1 protein-coding gene is annotated in these 22578 nt (G+C 66.6%); it reads right to left on the bottom strand.

Going from position 1 to position 22578, the window contains the following annotated elements; all coding sequences use genetic code 11:
- Positions 1-57: 57 nt before the first annotated feature.
- The gene (locus ACILSQ_RS07280) at positions 58-22572 is read right to left on the bottom strand and encodes a beta strand repeat-containing protein (RefSeq protein ID WP_395742930.1); all 22515 of its coding nucleotides are present in this window, start codon (positions 22570-22572) and stop codon (positions 58-60) included.
- Between the last annotated feature and the right edge of the window lie 6 nt (positions 22573-22578).

Here is a 22578-nt window from a genome sequence, read left to right as displayed (position 1 = left end):
ACGCACGGGCTTGCGACCTCAGCGCGTTTTCTCGTCGTTCAGCTGCGATGCTTCACCTCACCACGGTGCGGTTTGATTTAGCTGGAGCGGGGCGGTGCGGATGAGGAAGTAGCCGTGGAAGGGCTGGATGGTGGCGGCGGGGGCGGGAGTGGTTTGTGGCAGCCAGGTGGCGGGGGTGGTGGTGCCGTCGAGGTAGTAGCCGGTGTAGCTGGTGGCTTCGGGGGTGGTGTCGCCGTCCCAGAGGCGGAAGCGGTCGGCGGTTTCGGGGCTGAGGCCGGAGGTGAGGCCGGTGACGGGGGCGGCGGTGGCGACGGGCCAGCCGGGGGCGACGAGCTGAGTGCCTGAGACGAGCGGGGTGACGAAGTTTGTCAGGCGGACTTCGCCGGTGAACATGAGGACGGTGCCGGCGCCGCGGATCTGGACGAGGGCGGCTTCATGCGCGGCAACCGGGCGGGCGTTCATGCTGAGGACGTCGCTGAGCCAGCCGCTGCTGTCGTGGGTGAGCGTGGTGTAGCTGCCGGCGGCGGAATCAAAGAAGAGCACGCGGTCGTCAGCGGTGAAGGCGGCGGGCGGCAGGAGTTGAGCGAGAGTGTGGTGCAGGCGGATGGCGACGTGCGCATTGACGAGGCCGGCATAGGATTGCGTGGTATTTTGCAGCACGATGGTGTTGCCGGAGGAGGCGGCGCTGTCGATGTCGAAGCGCTGACCGGCGAGCGGGCCGTCGAGGGCTTCGAGGTAGAGCGAGCCGGCGGGCAGAGCCACGATGGCGGGCAGCATGATCTCGTTGGCGCTGGCGGAGACGGCGCGGCCGGTGAAGAAGGCGGCATTGAGCAGGGGCATGCTGAAGGTGCGGGAGCCGGTGGCGAAGGTCTGGCGGCCCCAGCCCTGGACGGCGGAGGTGACGGTGGCTTCAGGGACGCCGTCGCGGTTGGCGTCGAGGTCCACATGGAGACGGATGTATCCGGCGTCGAGGCCCTTGAAGACGAGGAGGTTTTCGAGGTTCGAGTAGGAGCGGGTGAGGGTGCCGTCTGCATTGATGGTGGTGGAGGAGGCCATGGTGAGCTTCTTCCAGGCGGAGGCGTCAGCGGCCTTGGTGAGGTCGGTGAGGGTTTCGATGGAGATGGTGAGGTCGTCGTGAGTGGCGGTGGGCTGGGTGAGCAGGGCGACGAGGCTGCCATGGAATGCGAGGGAGAAGCGGTTCGCCTGCAGCGGGCTGGCGGGATCAGTGCCGAGGGCGTATTCGAGGAGATTGGGGATGCCGTCTTCGTCAGGATCGTCGGTGGCGCCGCCGATGTCGCTGCCCTGGCTCCAGGTGGCGAAGGTGCTGGCGCCGGGGAGGACGCTGGCGGTGAAGCCGCCGGTGACGATGTAGCGGCGGATGGCCTCGCTGGCGGCGAAGCCGGTGCCGGCCGGAGCGACGACACCGAGATCGCGGGTGAGATCGACGCGAGCATCGATAGCGTCATCGACACTGCCTTCCGCGCCGGATTCGGCGGCACCGACGGGGCAGAAGCCAGGGCGGAGGGTGAAGAGGCCGGTGCTGGCGCCGTTGACGGCGGGGTTGTTGTTAAAGATGAGATCCTGGCCGACGTCGTCATCGCCCGCGACGACGGAGGACATGGGCAGCAGGCCTTCGAGCGGGGAACCGGTGGTGAACTGGGAGGCGGGGATGTGGAGGAAGTAGGTGCCGGGGTTCAGGCCGTCGAGGTAGTAGCGGCCTTTGCAGGAGCAGCCGGAGGTGCCGGCGCTGACGGGGTCATCCACGCCTGGGGTGGCGCCCTGTGCGTAGAGCTCCACGTAGATGCTGCCGAGGCTTTCGCCTTCGTTGCGGACGCCGTCGCCATTGATGTCGAGGAAGATGAAGTTGCCGACGGCGACGCTGGACCAGAGGCCGAAGTCCACGGTGAGGTTGGTGTCGGGGTCGGTGTCGCCATCGGTGGTGGATTCAGCACCGCCGGAGAGAGTGATGACGGGGCTGAAGAGAGGAGTGCCGGAGCCGCCGGGCTGGGCGCCGTCATTGTTGTTGTCCACGTTGTTGTCCGAGGTGGTGGCGGTGCCGCCGGTGAAGAGGTAGTCGGCAGGAGGCGTGACCTTGACGTAGTAGTTGCCGGCGGGGAGGAGGCTGAAGAGATAGGCACCGGTGGAGTCGGTGGTGAAGTCGGCGCCCATCTGTGTGTCGGCGGCGGTGCCGGAGCCGCCGATGGCGTTGTCATCACCGGTGGCGAAGAGCTGGACGGTGGCATTGGCGACGCCGGGTTCGCCGCTGTCCTTAAGGCCGTTGTTATTGGTGTCTTCAAAGACGAGGTTGCCGATGCTGAGGGTGTGCACCTGCAGGGTGAGGTTGAAGTTCTGCGCGCAGGCGTTGGCATCGGTGACACGGACGGAGACAGGGAAGGAGCCCTTGGCGGTGGGGGTGCCGTTGAGCGTGCCGGAGGTGGAGAGGAGGACGCCGCCGGGGAGGTCACCGCTTTGCAGGGCGAAGGTGTAGGGCGCGGTGCCGCCGGAAGCGGTGAGGATCTGCGTGTAGGAAGCGCCGAGGTAGGCGACGGGCAGAGTGGTGGTGGGGGAGAGGCTGAGCGTAGGGCAGACCGGAGTGAGAGTGTAGGAGGCGGTGCCGGAGCAGCCGTCCGCAGCGGTGGCCTTCAGACTGAAGGTGGCGGTGGCGGAGCTGGTGGTGGTGCCGCTGAGGGTGCCGCTGCTGCTGAGGCTGAGGCCGGAAGGCAGGGAGCCGCTGGCAAGGGTGAAGGTGTAAGGTGAGACGCCGCCGGAGGCCGTGATGGTCTGCGAATAGGCAACGCCGATGACCGGAGCGGCGGGCGAGGCGGGGGACTGGGTGATGACGGGGCAGATCTTGATGGAGACCACGGAGCTGCCCTGGCAGCCGTTGGCATCGGTGGTGCGGATGGTGACACTGACGCCGGTGCCGTTGGAGGTGGTGGGCGTGCCGCTGATGACACCGCTGCTGGGATTGAGCGTGAGGCCTGCGGGCAGCGTGCCGCTGGTGACCGTCCAGGTGGTGTAAGGAGCGATGCCGCCGGAGCCGCTGAGAGTCTGGGAGTAGGCCACGCCGACAGCGCCGGTGGCGAGAGTGGAGGGGCCGACGGTGATGACCGGGCAGGCAGGAGTGATGGTGAAGGTGGTGCTGCCGGTGCAGTTATTGGAGTCCGTGGCGCGGATGGTGAAAGTAGTCGCGGCGGTGCTGGTGGGAGTGCCGGAGATGACGCCGGAGGTGGAGTTCAGGCTGAGGCCCGCAGGGAGGCTGCCGCTGCTGACGGCAAAGGTGACGGCGCCGACACCACCGGAGGAGGTGACCGTCTGCGAGTAGGCGCTGTTCACGGTGCCATTGGGCAGCGAGGCCGGGCTGACGGTGATGGTGGGGCAGGCCGGCGTCATGGAGTAGGTGCGCGAGCCGGGGCAGCCGTTGGCATCCGTGGCGGTGACGATGAAGGTGGCGGAGGCGGTGCTGGTGGGAGTGCCGCTGAAGACACCGGAGGAGCTGAGGGAGAGGCCGGCGGGCAGCGTGCCGGTGGAGACGGTGAAGACATAGGGCGAGACACCGCCGGAAGCTGTGAGGGTCTGCGAATAGCTGGTGCCCGCCGTGCTGGTGGCGAGGGTGGTGGGGCTGAGAGCGACGACGGGGCAGACCTTCAGGGAGATGGTGGCGCTGACCTGGCAGCCGCGAGCATCGGTGGTGCGGACGGTCACGGTGGTGGCGGGACCCGTGGAGGCGGTGGGAGTGCCGGAGATGACACCCGATGAGCTGAGGCTGAGACCGGCAGGCAGCGTGCCGCTGGTGACGGTCCAGGAGCCGTAGGGGCCGGTGCCGCCACTGCCGGTGAGAGTCTGAGAGTAGATGGCGCCCACGGTGCCGGTGGCCGCGGTGAGCGGAGAGATGGCCATGGCGGGGCAGGCAGGCGTGATGGTGCAGCTCTGCGTGGCGCTGCAACCATTCGCGTCTGTGGCTTTGAGTGTGAAGGTGGCGCTGTTCGGGCTGTCCGGAGTGCCGCTGAGCACGCCTGCGGAGGTCAGCGTGGCCCAGGTGGGCAGGGTGCCGGAGGAGACTGAGTAGGTGTATGGCGCGGCTCCGCCGGCGGCGGTGAAGGTCTGCGACCAGGCGGTGCTCACCACGGGGACGGAAGGCGTGGCGGGGGAGATGGTGATGACGGGGCAGATTTGGAAGGTGATGGCCTGGGTGCCCTGGCAGCCGTTGGCATCATTCGCACGGATGGAGACGCTGACGCCGGTGCCGTTGGAAGTGGTGGGCGTGCCGCTGATGACGCCGGTGCTGGAGTTGAGGGAGAGGCCGGCGGGGAGCGTGCCGCTGGTGATGGTGAAGGAGCTGTAAGGCGCGGTGCCGCCGGAGGGCGTCAATGTCTGCGAGTAGGCGCTGCCCACGATGCCCTGGGTGGCGATGGTGGGAGCGAGGGTGATGACCGGGCAGTTTGGCGCGAGGGTGCAGCTCATGGTGCTGGAGCAGCCATTGGCGTCGGTGGCGCGGACGGTGAAGGTGGCGGGAGTGCCGCTGGTGGGCGTGCCGGTGATGACGCCCGCGGTGCTGAGGGAGGCCCAGGCGGGGAGGGAGCCGCTGGCAAGGGAGAAGCTGTAAGGCGAGGCGCCGCCGGAAACGCCGAGAGACTGGGAGTAGGCGCTGCCGATGACAGGCGCAGGGAGAGTGGTGGGCGAGAGCGTGATGACGGGGCAGATCTGCAGCGTGACTGAGCGCGTGCCCTGGCAGCCATTGGCGTCATTCACGCGGAAGGTGAGGGTGGTGGCCGGGCTGGCGGTGGCCGTGGGCGTGCCGCTGATGACCCCGGTGGAGGCATTGAGGGAGAGGCCCGCAGGCAGAGTGCCGGAGGTGAGGGTCCATGCGCTGTAGGGCGCGGTGCCGCCGGAGGCGGAGAGCGTCTGAGAGTAGGAGGCGCCGATGACACCCTGCGTCAGAGAGGCCGGAGAGACGGTGATGGCGGGGCAGACCGGAGTGACGGTGTAGCTGAGCGTGCCGCTGCAGCCGTTGGCATCCGTGGCACGGACGGAGAAGGTGGCGGCGGTGGTGCTGGTGGGAGTGCCGCTGAGCACGCCGGAGGAGGAAAGCGTGGCCCATGAAGGCAACGAACCGCTGGCGAGCGCGAAGGTGTAAGGAGCGGCGCCACCGGAGCCGGCGAGAGTCTGCGAATAGGCCGTGCCAACCGTCGGCGCCGGCAGCGTGGCAGGCGTGAGCGTGATGGCGGGGCAGATGATGAGAGTGATGGTGCGGGTGCCGGTGCAGCCGTTGGCATCGGTGGCGCGGAAGGTGAGGCTGACGCCGGCCCCGTTGCTGGTGGTGGGAGTGCCGGAGATGAGGCCGGCGCTGATGCCGCTGGTGGTATTGAGCGTGAGGCCGGCAGGGAGTGTGCCGCTGGTGAGAGAGAAGGTATAAGGAGCCGTGCCGCCGGAGGCACCGAGGGTCTGCGAGTAGGCAGTGCCCACGAGACCGCCGGGCAGCGTGGACGGAGTGACCGTGATGGCAGGGCAGACCGGAGTGACGGTGTAGCTCTGCGTGCCGGTGCAGCCGTAGGCATCGGTGGCCTTGATGCTGAAGGTGGCGGCGCTGCTGCTGGTGGGAGTGCCGGAGAGCGTGCCGGTGCTGCTGAGAGAGAGGCCGGCGGGCAGAGTGCCCGCGCTCACGGCATAGGTGTAAGGAGCCATGCCGCCGGAGGAGGTGACCGACTGCGAGTAAGCGGTGCCCACGGTGGGAGTGCTGAGCGTGGTGGGAGAGAGGGCGATAGGCAGACAGGTGATGGTGACGAGGCAGTCCTCGACCTCGCCCATGCCGCTGGCGCCGACGGAGGTGGGAGTCTGCGTGCTGGTGAGGCGGAAGCGGGCGCCGCGCTGGCCAGGCACGGCATTGACGGGCACGACGAAGTTCACCGTCTGCGGGACGCCATTGGTGCCGGTGGCGATGACGGTGCTGGCAGCGATTTGCTCGCCGGCATCGGCGAAGGAGCCGTTGTTGTTGAAGTCGATCCAGGCATTGAGGTAGCCCGGCGCGCCGCTGTTGTTGGTGACGACGACGGAGGCGCTGCCGGCGGTGCCGGGCGTCTGGCTGCCGATGGTGACGCCGTCCTCGTCATCGCTGCCGGTGGTGTCGTCACCGGTGGCGGTGGCATTGAGGGTGGAGATGTACTCGGTGTCCGCGAGCGCGCCCATGCGGAGATTGGAGCTGGCGAGGCTGGAGGCGTCCGGCGCGCCATCCCAGTCACCGAAGTCGGTGGTGGGGACGGCGATGGAGGTGACGTAGTCTTCGACTTCACCGTTGCCCGCAGTGCCGGTGATGCCGGGGGAGGCGACATCCGTGAGGCGCACGCGCACGCCGACATTGGAACCGGTGACAGCGCCAGCCGGGACGGTGATGCCGATGTTTTTGGTGGTGCTGGTGGTGCCGGAGGCGACGATGACATTGGAGGCGATCTGCTCGCCGGCATCGGTGAGGACGCCGTTGTTGTTGTAGTCGATCCAGATGTTGAGATACGCGGTGGAGCCGGAGGTGTTGGTGACGACGACGGGAATGGTGGCGGGAGCGCCGGCGGTCATGGAGGGAAGGGTGACGCCGTCCTCGTCAGCACTGCCGGTGGTGTCGTCACCGGTGGCGGCGGCGTTGCGGGTGGAGACATATTCGGTGTCCACCAGGGAGCCGAGGCGCAGCGCGGTGGTGGCGTTGGAGGCGGCATCGGCGATGCCGCTCCAGTCACCGTAATCGAGAGGCGGTGTGATGATGCTGACGACGTAGTCCTCGACTTCACCGGTTCCGGCAGCGCCGACCGGACCGGGGGAAGACACGGAGGTGAGGCGGGTGCGAACGCCGAGACTGGTGCCGGTGACCGCGCCAGCCGGGACAGTGATGCTGAGATTCTGGGTGCTGCCGGTGGTGCCGGTGGCGATGCTGACATTGGTGGCGACCTGCTCGTTCGCGCCGCTGAGATCGCCGTCGTTGTTGTAGTCGATCCACATGTTCAGGAACGCGGCCGAGCCAGTGGTGTTGGTGACGACGACGGGGATGGTGGCGGGAGCACCGGCGGTCATGGAGGGGAGAGTCACACCGTCTTCGTCATCGCTGCCGGTGGTGTCGTCGCCGGTGGCGTCGGTGCTGGAGGTGGCGGCGTACTCCTTGTCCACCAGGGTGCCGAGGCGCAGGGTGGTGTTGGCGATGCTGGAGGCGGCGGCAAAGCCGCTGAAGTCGCCAAAGTCCGTGGTGGGTGCGGCGATGTTTGCCACGTAGTCCTCCACTTCGCCATTGCCGCCGCCGGTGCCGGTGGAGCCGGGGCTGCTGGCGGAGGTGAGGCGGAAACGGGCGCCGAGATTGGTGCCGGTGACGGCGGCGGGGGGGACGGCGATGCTCAGATTGAGGGTGGAATTGGTCAGACCCGTGGCGACGGTGACGTTGGAGGCGAACTGCTCGCCGGCATCGGCGAAGGAGCCGTTGTTGTTGAAGTCGATCCAGGCATTGAGGTAGGCGGAGGCGCCGCTCGTGTTGGTGACGGTGGCGGGAATGGTGAACGTGCCGCCGGCGGTGAGAGCAGGCAGGGCGATGCCATCTTCGTCATCGAGGTAGGTGGTGTCATCCCCGGTGGCGGTGGCGTTTTTGGTGGAGCTGAACTCGGCATCTGTGAGAGCACCGAGACGGAGGGTGGAGACGACGGTGTTGGAAGCGTCAGCGATGCCGCTCCAGTCACCATAGTCTGTGGTGGGGCCGACGATGGTGACGACGTTGTCCTCCACTTCGCCGATGCCGGACGAGGTGCCGGTGGAGCCGGGAGAGGAGATGGAGGTGAGCCTGACGCGCACCCCGACCGGCGTGCCGGCCACCGCACCCACGGGCACGGTGAAGCTGATGTTCTTGGTGACGTTGGAGGTGCCGGTGACAATGACGGTGTTGGTGGCGATCTGCTCGCCGGAGTCGGTGAGGCTGCCGTTGTTGTTGTAGTCAACCCACGCGTTGAGATAGGCGGAGGAGCCGCTGGAGTTGGTCACCTTGGCGGAGATGGTGGCGAGGGAGCCGGCGGTGAGGGTAGGGATGGTGACGCCGTCTTCGTCATCGCTGCCGGTGGTGTCGTCACCGGTGGCGGTGGTGTTCATGTTGGAGGCGTACTCGGCGTCCACCAGGGAGCCGATTTTGAGCCTGCTGTTGGCGGTGCTGCCGGCGCTGTCAAAGCCGCTGAAGTCGCCGAAGTCGATGGTGGGCGCGGCGATGGTGACGACGTAGTCCTCGATTTCACCGATGGCGGGATTGGAGCCGGTGGGGCCAGGGGAGGTGGGCGCGGAGAGGCGGAAGCGGGCGCCGAGACCGGTGCCGGTGACGGCGGAGAGAGGAACGGTGACGTTGATGTTGAAGGTGGCGCCGTCGCTGCCGGTGGGGATGTTGAGATTGGAGGCGATCTGCTCGCCTGAGTCGGTGAGGCTGCCGTTGTTGTTGAAGTCGATCCAGGCATTGAGATAGCCGAGAGCGCCGCTGCTGTTGGTGATGACGACGGGGATGGTGAGCGACTGGCCGGCGGTCATGGAGGGCAGGGTGACGCCGTCTTCATCGTCGCTGCCGGTGGTGTCATCGCCGGTGGCGGTGGTGTTGCGGGTGGAGACGTACTCGGCGTCCACACTGCCGCCCATCTGCAGGGTGGGGCTGACACCCTGGGAGGCGTCAGCAAAGCCGCTGAAGTCGCCGAAGTCGGTGGTGGGGGCGGTGATGGTGATGACGTAGTCCTCGATTTCACCGGTGCCCACATTGCCGCTGAGGGGGGGAGAGGAGGCGCTGGTGATCATGACACGCGCGCCGAGAGGAACACCGGTGAGGGCGGTGGCGGGGATGGGGATGGCGCCGCCGATGGCGCTGCCGCTGGTGCCGGTGGCGATGGCGATATTGGCGGCGATCTGCTCGCCCGCATCGGTGAGGGAGCCGTTGCCGTTGTAGTCGATCCAGGCGTTGACGTAGGCGGTGGAGCCGGTGGTGTTTGTCACCACGGCCGAGATATTGGCGGAAGCGCCGGCGATCATGGGGGCGAAGGTGACGCCGTCCTCGTCATCGCTGCCGGTGATGTTGTCGCCGGTGGCGGTGGCGTCGGTGGTGGCGACGTATTCGGTGTCCACCAGAGCGCCGAGACGCAGCCTGCTGTTGGCGGTGCCGCTGACGGTGGCGAAACCATTGAAGTCGCCGAAGTCGGTGGTGGGCGCGGCGATGGTGACGATGTAGTCCTCGACTTCACCGACACCGCCGGCGCCGGAGGAGCCCGGGGAGATGTCATTGGAAACACGGACGCGCACACCGACGCCGGTGCCGGTGACCGCGGCGGCGGGAACGGTGGTGCTGATGTTGAAGGAGGCGTTGGTGACGCCGGTGGCGACGTTGGTGTTGGTGGCGATCTGCTCGCCGGAGTCGGTGAAGACGCCGTTGTTGTTGAAGTCGATCCAGGCGTTGAGATAGGCGGGGGCGCCGGAGGTGTTGGTGGCGACGACGGGGATCGTGACCGGAGCGCCCGCGGTCATGGAGGGCAGGGTGACGCCGTCTTCGTCATCGACGCCGGTGACATCATCACCGGTGGCAGTGGCATTGGTGGTGGCGGCGTATTCGGTATCGACGAGCGCACCGAGGCGCAGATTGGTGCTGGCGGTGTTGGAGACGCTGGGTGCGCCGCTGAAGTCGCCGAAGTCGGTGAGCGGGGCGAGGATGACGACGGCGTGGTCTTCGACTTCGCCGATGCCGACGCCGCCGGTGGAGCCGGGAGTGGCGACATTGGTGAGGCGGAAGCGGGTGCCGATGAGGGAGGCGGCGGTCACGGCATTGGTGGGCACGGTGAAATTTAGCGTGAGCGTGCCGCCATTGGTGCCGGTGGCGACGTTGACATTGGAGGCGATCTGCTCGCCGGCATCGGTGAGGACGCCGTTGTTGTTGTAGTCGATCCAGGCGTTGAGGTAGGCGGTGGAGCCGGTGAGATTGGTGACGGTGACGGGCAGGCTCATGGGCTGGCCCGCTGTCATGGAAGGGAAGGTGATGCCGTCTTCGTCATCGCTGCCGGTGTTGTCGTCGCCCTGGGCGCTGGAGTCCTTGGTGGCGCTGCCTTCGAGGTCGATGAGGGAGCCGAGCCTGAGGTTGGAGTTGCCGGTGCTGTAGGCGTCCGCGAAGAGGGAGAAGTCGCCGTAGTCGGTGGTGGGAGCGACGAAGGTGGCGACGTTGTCCTCGACTTCGCCATTGCCGGTGGCGCCGGTGGGGCCGGGGGAGGCGGTGGAGGTGAGGCGGACACGTACGCCGGAGCTGCCGAGAAGCGCGGCGGCGGGAGCGGTGAAGGAGATGGTCTTGTTGGCGTTGGAGGTGCCGGTGGGGATGACGGTGTTGATGGCGACCTGCTCGCCAGAGTCGGTCAGCAGGCCGTTTTGATTGTAGTCGATCCAGGCATTGAGATAGGCGGTGGCGCCGCTGGTGTTGGTGACATTGACCGTGAAGGAGCCGGCAGCGCCCTGGGTGAAGGAGGCGGGAAGGGTGACGCCGTCCTCGTCATCGCTGCCGGTGGTGTCGTCACCGGTGGCGGCGGCATTGGTGGTGGCGGAGGCTTCCACATCGGTGAGCGAGCCGATGCGGAGGGTGGCATTCATGCGGCTGCTGGCATTGGTGAAGAGGCTGAAGTCACCGAAGTCGGAGTCCGGCGCGGGGGTGATGGTGCATGGGAGCGAGGCGCTGCAGCCGTTTGCGTCCGTGGCGGTGACGGTGAAGCTGGCGGCGGAGGTGCTGGTGGGAGTGCCGGAGAGGAGACCGGCGGAAGTGAGGGTGATGCCCGCGGGCAAAGTGCCGCTGGTGAGGGCGTAGGTGTAGGGAGATGCGCCGCCGGAGGAGGTGAGCGTCTGGGAGTAGGAGGAATTGATGGTGCCGTTTGGCAGGGTGGAGGGGGAGATGGAGATGACGGGGCAGACCTGCAGGACAACGGCCTGCGAGCCGGTGCAGCCGTTGGCATCCGTGGTGCGGAAGGTGACGGTGGCGCCGCTGCCATTGGCGGTGGTGGCCGTGCCGCTGATGACGCCAGTGCTGGCATTGAGAGAGAGGCCGGCGGGCAGCGTGCCGCTGGTGACGGTCCATGAACCATAGGGCGCGAGGCCGCCGCTGGCAGCGAGGGTTTGTGAATAGGCGACACCGACGGTGGCGCGCGTGGCCGTGGCCGGAGTGACGGCAATGAGGGGGCAGGCCGGGGCGAGGGTGTAGGAGCGCGAACCGGGGCAGCCATTGGCATCCGTGGCGGTGATGGTGAAGGTGCGGCTGGTGGTGCTGGTGGGTGTGCCGCTGAGGACACCGGCGCTGCTGAGAGTGAGGCCGGCGGGCAGTGTGCCGCTGCTGACGGTATAGGTGTAGGGGGAAGCGCCGCCGGAAGAGGTGATGGTCTGCGAGTAGGCGCTGTTTACCGTGGCGGTGGCGAGAGTGGTGGGACTCAGAGTGACGACGGGGCAGATCTGCAGGGTGATGGCCTGCGAGCCCTGGCAGCCGTTGGCATCGGTGGTGCGGACGGTGAAGGTGACGCCCGCCCCATTGCCGGCGGTGGGAGTGCCGCTGATGACGCCTGAGCTGCTGAGCGTGAGGCCCGCAGGGAGCGTGCCGCTGGTGACCGTCCATGAAGCGTAGGGCGAGGCGCCGCCGCTGGCGGTGAGGGTCTGGGAATAGGCGGTGCCCACGGTGCCGTCCGCGAGGGAGGCAGGAGAGATGGAAAGCGTGGGGCAGGACATGACCACGCTGAAGGCCTGGGTGGCGGAGCAGCCGTTGGCATCGGTGGCGCCGAGGGTGAAGGTGTAGGTGCCGGCGACATTGGGCGTGCCGCTGAGCACACCGCTGCTGGCATTCAGCGTGACGCCCGAAGGCAGTGTGCCGGAGCTGAGGGAGTAGGTGTAGGGCGCGGTGCCACCGGTGGCGGCGACCGTCTGCGAGTAGGAAAGGCTGAGAGTGCCATTGGCCAGGGACGCGGGGCTGAGAGAAAGCGTGGGGCAGGTGGTGTTGACGAGATAGTCTTCGACCTCACCATTGGTGGCGATGCCGAAGGCACCCAGCGATGAGGCGGTGGAGAGACGCACGCGGAGACCGATCTGCGCGAGGACGGCGGAGCCCGGCACGGTGCCGGTGACATTGACGCTTTGCTGTGAAGAGCTGCTGCTGACGGAGACGGAACTGACAGCCTCCGAGGGATCGAGGAAGTCGCCGTCGTTGTTCCAGTCGAGGAAGACAAAGACATTGGCGCTGCCGCCGGTGTTGTTGAAGACGGAGACGGGGATGGTGAAGGATTTGCCACGGGCGAAGACGGGCAGGGAGGAGATGCCGTCTTCGTCGTCCGTGCCAGTGTTGTCGTCGCCGGTGGCGGTGCTGTCGGGCTGGCCGTCGGATTCGATGTCGAGGGTGGCGCCGAGGCGCAGGTTGGTGTCGCGATAGTGGGAGGGGCCGCTGTCGCTGCTGGTGGTCTGGTAGTTGGCGGTGCCGGTGCCGATGCCGGTGTCTGGGAGGTCGCCCCAGTCACGGTTTCCAGCAATGACGACGGTGAACTGCCTGGTGGCTGTGGTGGTGGAGGCGACGGTGGGGATGAACTGGATGTCATCGATGGCCGCGCCATCGAGACCGTAGGAGAAGACGATGCTGGAGGTCTGGGGGACGAAGGGGATGTCGAGCGTGGCCCAGTTGTCGTAGTTCGCGCTGGCGGGCGCGGGGAAGTTCACATTGGCGGGACCGAAGAGGCTGGCGGCGGAGCCATTGTAACCGGCGATCCAGAGGGAGTTGCCATAGAAAGGCGGCTGGGCTTCCGTGGTGGAGGGATTGGTGAAGGCGCCGCGCATGGCGTAGCGCAGGCGCAGGGTGTAGGGGCGGCCGACGGTGAAGCCGCTGACGGTCTGGGAGGCCCAGGAGTCCACAAACGGCGAGGCGAGATACTGCGAGCCGGCGGGGGTGTCTCCGAGCTGCGAGTTATTGGCGTTGGAGTTGTTCACGCCGTAGAGCTGGACGGCGGTGGTGGTGCCGGTGAGGGCGCTGCTGCCCAAGGTCCAGCCGGTGACGGAGGTGCGGGGTGTGAAGGTGACCGCGCTCCAGGCGTCTGTTTCCACGGAGCCGTTTGTCACCGTGACGCTGGCAGGAGTGACGAGGGCGTCATCGACGGCGACGGTGAAGACGTAGGTGCCGGGGGAGGTGGGAGTACCGGAGAGGACGCCGGTGCTGCTGCTGATGGAAAGACCTGCGGGGAGAGAGCCGGTGCTGACGCGCCAGTTTTGATACGGAGAGGTGCCGCCGGTGGCGGCCAGGGTGGTGGAGGTGTAGGCGGTGCCTTCGGTGCCATTGGGGAGCGAGGCCGTGGTGATGCTCATGGCGGTGGTGACGCTGAGCTGGATGGTGGTGAAGCCCTGGCAGCCGCGAGCGTCCGTGGCGCGGATGGTGATGGCACTGGTGCCCGTGGTGGAGGTGGTGCCGGAGATGACGCCGGCGGTGGACATGGAAAGCCCGGAAGGCAGGGCGCCCTGAGTGATGGCGTAGGTGTAGGGGCCGGTGCCGCCGGAGGTGCTCAGGGTGGTGCTGTAAGCCACGCCGGAACTGACGGCGGGAACGGTGAGGGGAGTGATGCCGAGGGCGGGGCAGGGGCGGAGACCGAAGTCGATGGTGTACTCATCGCTGCCGAGATTGGAGGTGCCGGGCTCGGTGGCGGTGGCGAGGGTGAAGGGCATGCTGAAAACAGCGGCGCCGACACCCGCGACGACGGCATCGCCGCTGCCGGTGAAGGAGCCGGTGGTCTGAACGCCGTTGCTGTCATTGTCGATGCCGTTGTCCACGAGGACGGAGGTGGAGCTGGCGAGAGGGAAGTCGAGATTGAGGCTGTAGGTGGTGGAGCCGGAGCCGTATTTGCTGGAGAAGACCGTCTTGTTTGGCGGAGTGATTTTGAGATAGAAGACGCCGGTGGGGAGGGAGGTGAACTGATAGGCGCCGGTCCAGTCCGTGACGGCGGTGAGGGTGGAGTAGCCGGAGGCGATGGAGCCGTACGAGCCCGCCGCGAGCATGCCGCCGGAGGAGAGGGTGGAGGCGCTGCCGGAGGTGACGGGCTGGTCGTCCGCGGAGTTCACCTTGCCATCGGCGCCCGCGCTCCAGATTTCCACGGGCACATTGGGAATGCCGCGCTCGGTGGCGTCTTTGAGGCCGTTGTTGTTTTCGTCAAAGAAGACGAGATTGCCGACGCTCATGCCGCCGGAGCCGACGCTGATGGTGTAGCTCTGGGTGGCGGAGCAGCCATTGGCATCCGTGGCCTTGACGGTGAAGACGTAGGCGCCGCTGGCGCTGTTGACCGTGCCGCTGAGAAGTCCGGCACTGCTGAGGGTGAGGCCGCCGGGAATGGCGCCGGTGGTGATGGTCCAGGTGTAGGGCGCGGTGCCGCTGGCGGCGGTGAGGGTCTGGCTGTAGCTGGCGTACTGGGCGGTGGCGGGGAGGGAAGCTGGTGTGATGGCGATGATGGGGCAGGCGCCGGTGACGATGTAGTCTTCCACTTCACCGTCGGCGGTGGTGCCGGTGGAGGCGAGGGTGGAGGCGGTGGCGAGACGGAAGCGCGCGCCGAAGGTGCCGAGGGTGGCGGTGCCGGGAGTGGCGCCGGTGATATTGACGGTCTGCGGCGAGGAGGAACTGCTGACGGCGACGGCGGAAAGGGTTTCGCCGGAGTCAGCGAAGTCGCCGTCGTTGTTCCAGTCGATGAAGGCGAAGATGCGCGCGGTGGAGCCGGTGTTGTTGAAGACGGAGACTGGGATGGTGTAGTTCTGGCCGCGGTAGAAAACGGGCATGGCGGTGATGCCGTCTTCGTCGGAGCCGTCGCCGGTGGCGGTGGAGTTGGGCTGGCCATCCGCTTCTGTATCGATGGTGGCACCGAGGCGGAGGGTGGTGCTGGTGGCGGTGTGGGAGGGGCCGCTGTCGCTGCTGAGGGTCTGGTAGTTGCCAGTGCTGGTACCGGCGCCGGTGTCCGGAAGGTCACCGAAGTCGAGCACGAAGGTATTGACGGTGATGGCGTAGTCTTCGACCTCACCGCGGAGGGTGGAACTGCCGCTGAAGGAGGGAGCGGTGGAGCCTTCGGTGGCGATGATGCGGAGGAACTTGGTGCCGGCGGTGATGCCGGAGGGCGGGCTGAGGGTGGCGGTGATGGTGTTTGTGCCGGTGACGAGGCTGCTGGTGCTCAGGGACACGATTTCATTGGTGCCGGTGACGGCGTTGTCGCCGTTCCAGTCGGCCCAGACAGCGATCTTGCCGGAGGTGACGGGGCTGGCGAGAGTCACGGGAATGGTCAGCGTGCCGCTGCTGCCGGCGAGCAGGGTGGGCATGGTGAGATCTTCGTCATCGGTGCCGGTGGTGTCGTCCACGGTGGCGTTGCCGGAAATGGGGTTGCTGTTGTCCACGTCGGTGGCGTTGGTGCCGATCTTGATGGCGGTGCTGGCGACGCGCGATGCGGAGGGGAAGCCGGGGTTGTCGCCAAAGTCCACGGTGGAGACGTTGACGGTGATCAGGTAGTCTTCCACCTCCCCCGTTCCGACGACGCCATTGGAGGCGGGGATGGTCTGGCTGGCGAGGCGGACGCGGAGGCCAAGATTGGCGCCGATGACGGCGGTGCTGGGCACGGTGAAGTTGAAGTTGAAGGAGCCGCCGCTGGTGCCGTTGGGCACGCTGATCTCGCTGCCGAGCTCTTCGTCGGCGCTGAGGTTGCCGTCGTTGTTCCAGTCGATCCAGGCCTTGAGGAAGCCGGCGGAGCCGAAGGTGTTGGTGGCGGTGACGGTGAGGGTGGCGGGGACGTTTTGAGTCAGCGTGGGCAGGGCGGCCACGCCGTCGTCGTCGGCACCGTCACCGGTGGCGGTGGAGTTGGGCTGGCCGTTGCCTTCGGCATCGACGGCGGCGCCGAGGCGGAGATTGCTGTTGGCGGTGTGGGCGGGGCCGTTGTCGTTGGAGAGGGTCTGGTAGTTGCCGGCGCTGGTGCCGATGATGGTGTCCGGCAGGTCGCCGTAATCCAGGGTCGGCGCGGTGACGGAGATGGCGTAGTCTTCGACTTCACCCTTCGAGGTGGAGGCGCCGCTGAAGGAGGGAGCGGTGGTGCCCTCGATGGCGATGATGCGGAGATATTTGGTGCCGACCGTGGTGCCAGCGGGAGGGCTGAAGGTGGCGGTGACGGTGTTGCTGCCGCCAATGACACCGGAGCCGGTGACTGTGACGGATTCATTGGCGTCGAGCGTGTCGCCGTCGCCATTCCAGTCCGCCCAGACGGCCACGCGGCCGAGGGTGGTGCCGCCGCTGAGGGTGACGGGGAAGTCAAACTTCAGCTCACCGCCGGAGACGACGGAGGGGATCACGAGGTCTTCGTCATCGGTGCCGGTGGTGTCGTCAGCGTTTGCGGAACCGGTGGCGGGATTGACGGGCTCGACGTCCGTGGCGTTGGTGCCGATGCGGATTTCCGTGCTGGCGGTAAGGGAGGCGGAGGCAAAGGCGGGGTAGTCGCCGAAATCAGTCACCGGAGGATTGGTGGTGATGGAAAGGGAGCGCGTGCCGGAGCAGCCGTAGGCGTCCGTGGTCTGGACGGTGAAGGTGGAGGTCCCCGTGCTGGTGGAGGTGCCGCTGAAGACGCCGGTGGTGGCGAGGGTGAGGCCCGCGGGCAGCGAGCCGCTGGTGACGGAATAGGAGTAGGGAGCGACGCCGGAGGACGAGGCGAGCGACTGGCTGTAGGGAGCGCCTTGAATCGCTGCCGGAAGGGTGGTGGTGCTGACGCTGATCACAGGACAGACCAGGATATTGAGGGGCAGCGTGGCCTGGCAGCCGTTGGCGTCGGTGACACGGAAGGTGACGGTGGTGCCGGAGCCGTTGGTGGCGAGGGGCGTGCCGGAGATCACCGCGGTGCTGCTGTTGAAGGTCAAGCCCAGCGGCAGAGTGCCCGAAGTCAGAGCCCAGGTGTACGGAGCGGTGCCGCCGCCGGCGCTGAGAGTCTGGGAGTAGGAAGCGCCCACTGTGGAGGGAGAGGGGGTGGGCACGGTGATGGAGGGACAGGCGATGGTGGTGACGTAGTCCTCGACTTCGCCATTGCCGGTGGTGCCGGTGGAGCCCGGAGTGCTCACTGAAGTGAGGCGGACGCGAACCCCGGCGGCGCCCAGGGAGGCGGTGCCCGGGACGGTGTAGTTGACGGTGCGGTTGGCCTTGGAGGTGCCGTTTGGAATGATGACATTGCTGGCGATCTGCTCACCGCTGTCTGTGAGCACGCCGTTGCGGTTGAAGTCGATCCAGACATGGAGGAAGGCGGAGGCGCCGGAGGTGTTCGTGGTGGTGATGGTGAGGGAGCCGGAGGTGCCGACGTAGATGCTGGCAGGCACGATCGTGCCGTCTTCATCCGCGAGGCCGTTGAGATCGTCGCCATTGGCGCTGGAATTGGTGAGAGGGGAATACTCGGAGTCGATGAGGGAACCGAGGTAGAGGTTTGCCACGAGCGAGCTGCCCGCGCTGCCAAAGGAGGCGTAGTCGCCGTAATCCACGGCGGTGAGCAATCCGAAGTCGATGGTGTCTTCGACGTTTCCTCCGCCGGAGGCGAGGTTCCCTGGCTCAGCGACCTGGGTCAGGGTGACGATGGGGCTGTAAACGGTGGTGGCGCGTCCGCCGGGCTGCGAGCCGTTGTTGTCGCCGTCCACTCCGTTGTCTCCCGCAGCGGTGCTGCTGACCACGGAGTAAACGGTGGGGGGAGTGACCGTGACGAAATATTTTCCGGCGACGAGCCCGGCGAAGCTGTAAGCTCCGGTGCCGTCTGTGGTGGTGGTGGCGGCCAGGGCGTCCGCAGCGCCGCCGGTGCCGCCGATGGCGTTGTCCGTGCCGGGGGTCCAAAGCTGCACGGTGACACCACCGATGCCGCTTTCTCCGGAATCCTGCAGGCCGTTGTTGTTCACGTCATTCCAGACGGTGTCGCCGATGGAAAGAGTCTGGGAGAGGCCGAAGGTGGCATTGACGACGCCGACGCTGCCGACGGTGACAGCGAGGCTGCCGTCAATGGTGCCGTCACTGCCCGCGCCGGAGCCGAGGAACTCGCCTGCATTGAGCCAGCCGGTGGGAAGCGCCGACGTGGGAGCGGCGGACCCGAGGCTGCCGTAGGAGGTGCTCAAGACCACCTTGTAGGAGGTGTTGGCGGTGGCGCCGCCGAGGATGAAGGTGCCGTCGCTCTTGACGGGGAAGGAGTCCACCAGATTGCCGGAGGAGTCCACGAGCATGGCATAGAGGCGGCCGCTGGCGTTGGTGCCGGTGCCGCTGATGATGCCGTCGGAGAGGCCGTTGGTGTCATAGTAAACGATGCCTTTGACGCCGAGAGATGTGACGGAGGAGGAGATGCCTTCGGAAAGGTCGGTGTAGGAGGCGCTGGGCAGGGGGCCGACTTTAACGGCATTGGGGGAGGAGGTGTCGTACCTGTCGATGCGGTAGATGTTGGAGCCCGAGGAGCCGAGAGCATAGAGACGGGAGACACCACCCACGCCTGCGATCTGCACCGAGCTGTTGCTGGAATAGGGGATCTGGGCGTCCACGCTGGCGGTGGTGGCCGAAGGGCCGGAGGAGTTTGTGCCGTCGCTGATGAACTGGTTGAACAGAGTGTTGGCGTTGCTGATGACGGTGGAGGTGACGAGGAGGCCGTCCTGCGGGCGGATGACGAAGTCACCGCCGTTGAAGGTCTGGGAGAGATGGAAGAAGTTGGTGTAGTCATTGTAGGCGGGCGAGGCCATGCCCGTGCCGGCCGCGTTCAAATGCCAGACTGCCACGTTGTTGCTGAGCTGGCCGCCCGCGTAGTATTCGCCGTTGTAGAATGCGGCACGGGGGAAGGCGCCAGAACTGGCGGTGGCCGAGGAGGGAGTGCCGCTGCTGAACGAGACGTTTGACAAGGCCGACCCCGTGACGAGCTGGTAACTCCAGGTCTTGGTGACGTTGTTATAGTTGGCGGTGTAAAGGCTGGCGTTGTAGCCATTGGAGCCGGTGGAGGTGGCGAGCCAGTAGAAGCGGCGGTTGAGCCAGTCCAGCGCCAGGCCGTTCATCCACGCATCAGTGGCGCCGGTGTTAAAGCCTGGGGAGGCGGTGTTGAGATCCAGGATGCCCTGCGTGACCGATACAGTCGGCGTGGAGGAGTTGGGATTGTAAACGGAGATTTCGTCCAGGTAGAAGTGGGTGCCAACGGCGCGGATGGTGTAGAAGTAGTCGCGGAAGTTCGACGAAGGAGCCACGATGGAACTGGTGTAGTCCTCCACCTCGCCGTAGCCGCTGGCGCCGGTGGGGCCGGGGGACGCCACGGAGGTGAGACGGAAGCGCGCGCCAGCCGTGCCGATGGTGGCGGTGCTGGGAACGTCGAAGTAAAAGGTCTGGAAGTCTCCGGAAGTGCCGTCGTCCACGACGGCGTCGGCGATGACCTGCTCGCTGGCATCGAGGGTGCCGTTGTTGTTAAAGTCCACCCAGCCGTTGAGGTAGGCGGGTGCGCCGGTGGTGTTGTTGAGCTTGACGGTGACGGCCACGCCGGCCTGACCCTGCACGAGAATGGCCTGCAGGGTGACGCCGTCTTCGTCGTTCACATTGGTGATGTCATCGCCCGTGGCGGCGAGATTGGTGACGGGAGTGATTTCCGTGTCCTCCAGATCGCCGATGCCGAGGGCGCTGGTGTTGTAGCTGCTGGCGTCTGCAAAGCGTGAGAAGTCGCCGTGGTCGGAGGCGGGAACGACGGTGAGAGCGTAGTCTTCCACTTCACCCGTGCCCGAGATGCCGCTGTCTCCCGGGGAGGCGGTGGAGCTGAGCCTGAAGCGCACGCCGATGGCGCCGGTGGCCGCCGCGCCCGGCACGGTGAAGGTGTAGGTGCGGGTGGCGCCGCTGGTGCCGGTGCTGACGACGTCATTGACGACGATCTGCTCGCCTGCGTCGGTGAGGAGGCCGTTGTTGTTGAAGTCGATCCAGCCGTTGAGGAAGGCGTCCGCGCCGCTGGAGTTGGTGAGGTTCACGGAGATGCTCACGCCGGACTGCCCCTGAATGACGGAGGCGGGAAGGGTGACGCCGTCTTCGTCGTCGCTGCCATTGGTGTCGTCACCTGTAGCGGCGGCATTGGCAAGGGTGGAGACTTCACTGTCCACCAGAGCGCCCATGCGGATGGAGGTGGAGGAGGTGCTGCCGGCGATGGCAAGACCGGAGTCATCCCCGAAGTCGGTGGGGGGGAGGATGGAGACGAGATTGTCCTCCACCTCACCGTTGCCGCTGGCTCCGGTGGAGCCGGGGCTGCTGGTGGAGGTGAGACGCACACGCACGCCCACGGTGCCGGTGGCCGCTGTGGCGGGCACGGTGAAGGTGAGGGTCTTGTTGATGTTGGAGGTGCCGGTGGCGATGGTGGTGTTGGTGGCGATCTGCTCGCCGGAATCTGTGAGGACGCCGTTTTTGTTGTAGTCGATCCAGGCGTTCAGGTAGGCGGTCGCGCCGGTGGTGTTGGTGACATTGACCGTTATCGAGTTGGAAACGCCCTGGATGAGGTAGGCTGGAACGGTGACGCCGTCTTCGTCAGCGAGATCGCTGAGGTCGTCTCCGGTGGCGCTGCTGTCAGTGACGGCGGAGGGTTCGGCATCCGTGAGAGCTCCGATCCGCAGGGTGGAGACCACGGTGCTGGCGGCGGAGGGAAGGGCGGCGTAGTCGCCGAAGTCCGTGGGGGAGGCCGGTGTCAGAGTGTAAGAACGGGAAGAAGAGCAGCCGTTGGCGTCAGTTGCGGCGATGGTGAAGGTGGCGGCAGCCGTGGAGGTGGGGCGGCCGGAAATGAGGCCGGTGTCAGTGTTCAGAGAGAGGCCGGCCGGCAAGGAGCCGCTGGTCAGCGCGAATCCGTAGGGCTGCATACCACCAGTCGCGCTGAGGGACTGACTGTAGGCGGAGTAAACCATGGGTGCGGGGAGAGAAGACGGGCTGAGGGTGATCGCAGAGCAGGTGGTGACGCTGTAATCCTGAGTGACGCTGAAGCCGGAGTTGTCGGTGGCACGAAGAGTAAAGTTTGCGACAGAAGCGCTGGTGGGAGTGCCGCTGAGCACACCTGTGCCCGAATTGATCGTGAGACCCGCGGGCAGGGAGCCGGAGGCTACGGCCCAGGTGTATGAAGGAGATGAGCGGACGACGCTGAGTCCGTCTGATGCGCCGACGAGCTTGAAGGACGAACTGAAGGAGGACAGAGTGCCGGCGGCGGCAAACAGCTCGATGGCTTCACCGCCTCCCAGTTCAAAGAAAACAAGCTCGATGGTGTGAGTCCCGGCAGTGAGGTTCACCGTGCCGAATTTGTCCGTCACGGCATGCTGAGTGTCGTCGTTGATGACCGCGGTGCCGTCGATTTTCACGCGGGCGCCATCGTCAGAAGAGGTGGCAAAGGTCCATGCGCCTGCGGTCGGGATGGTGATGATGCCGGTGGCTTTGAGGGCAAAGTTGTCGCCCGGACCCGCAGGGAAATCAGAATCTGTGAAGTGGCCGCCACCTGCGCCGCTGCTGCTGAAAGAAATGACGGAGGCGGAGCCGGTCCAGTTGCTGGTGCGATTGGTGCCGGCGAGAACGGCATCTGCCGCGGCCAGGGTGCCCACGGAGGTGGATGAGAACGCCTGCTGGACGTCAAAGCCCGACTCCCTGGCGCTCATCGTTTGCGAGTATGCGGTGCCGACGGTGGGAGGCGGCAGCGAAGTGGGAGTGATGAACCTGTAATTCCACACCTGGATGGTCTGGGTGGTGGAGCCCTGGCAGCCGGAGGCGTCCGTGGCGGTGAAAGTGAGCGAGGCGCCGCCGTTGGCGGAGGTGGGCGTGCCGGAGATCACGCCAGTGGAAGCATTCAGCGTGAGACCCGAGGGAAGCGTGCCAGAGGCCAGCGCCCAGGTGTAGCTGCCATTGCCGCCGCTGGCCGCGAGCGTCTGCGAGTATGGCCTGCCCACGACGCCATCATCCAGGGCGGAGGTGGTGACGGTGATTGTGGGACAAACGATCGAGACAATGTAGTCCTCCACTTCGCCATTGCCGCTCTGGCCGGTGGAGCCGGGGCTGCTGGTGGAGGTGAGGCGGACGCGCACGCCGGCCGTGCCAATGGAGGCGGCGGCCGGAACGGTGAAGGTGATGGTCTTGCTGGCGTTGGACGTGCCGGTGGCGATGGTGGTGTTGCTGGCGATCTGCTCGCCGCTGTCCGTCAGCACGCCGTTGCGGTTGTAGTCAATCCAGGCATTGAGAAAGACGGTGGCGCCGCTGCTGTTGGTGACCTTGACCGTGAGGCTGCCGCTGGTGCCCGCGACGACGCTGGCTGGAACGGTGACGCCATCTTCGTCATCGCTGCCGGTGATGTCGTCACCGGTGGCCGTGGTGTTTGCGGTGATGGAAGTTTCGCTGTCGGTGGTGGTGCCGATCTTGATGGTGCTGACCACCGTGCTGCTGGCGCTGCCGAAGCCGGAATAGTCGCTGAAGTCGGTGGCTGCGCTGGCGGCGGAGGCGGCGATGAAAAGGCAGCAGATGGAAACGATGAAACGTGCCGCTGGGAGGCGGCACGTCAGACCGGTGAATCGTGATGCGTGTTCCCTCATGGGGTT

Source organism: Prosthecobacter sp. (assembly GCF_044227185.1).
In the GTDB taxonomy this organism is placed as follows: Bacteria; Verrucomicrobiota; Verrucomicrobiia; order Verrucomicrobiales; family Verrucomicrobiaceae; genus Prosthecobacter.
This window is presented reverse-complemented; position numbering and strand designations above follow the sequence as displayed.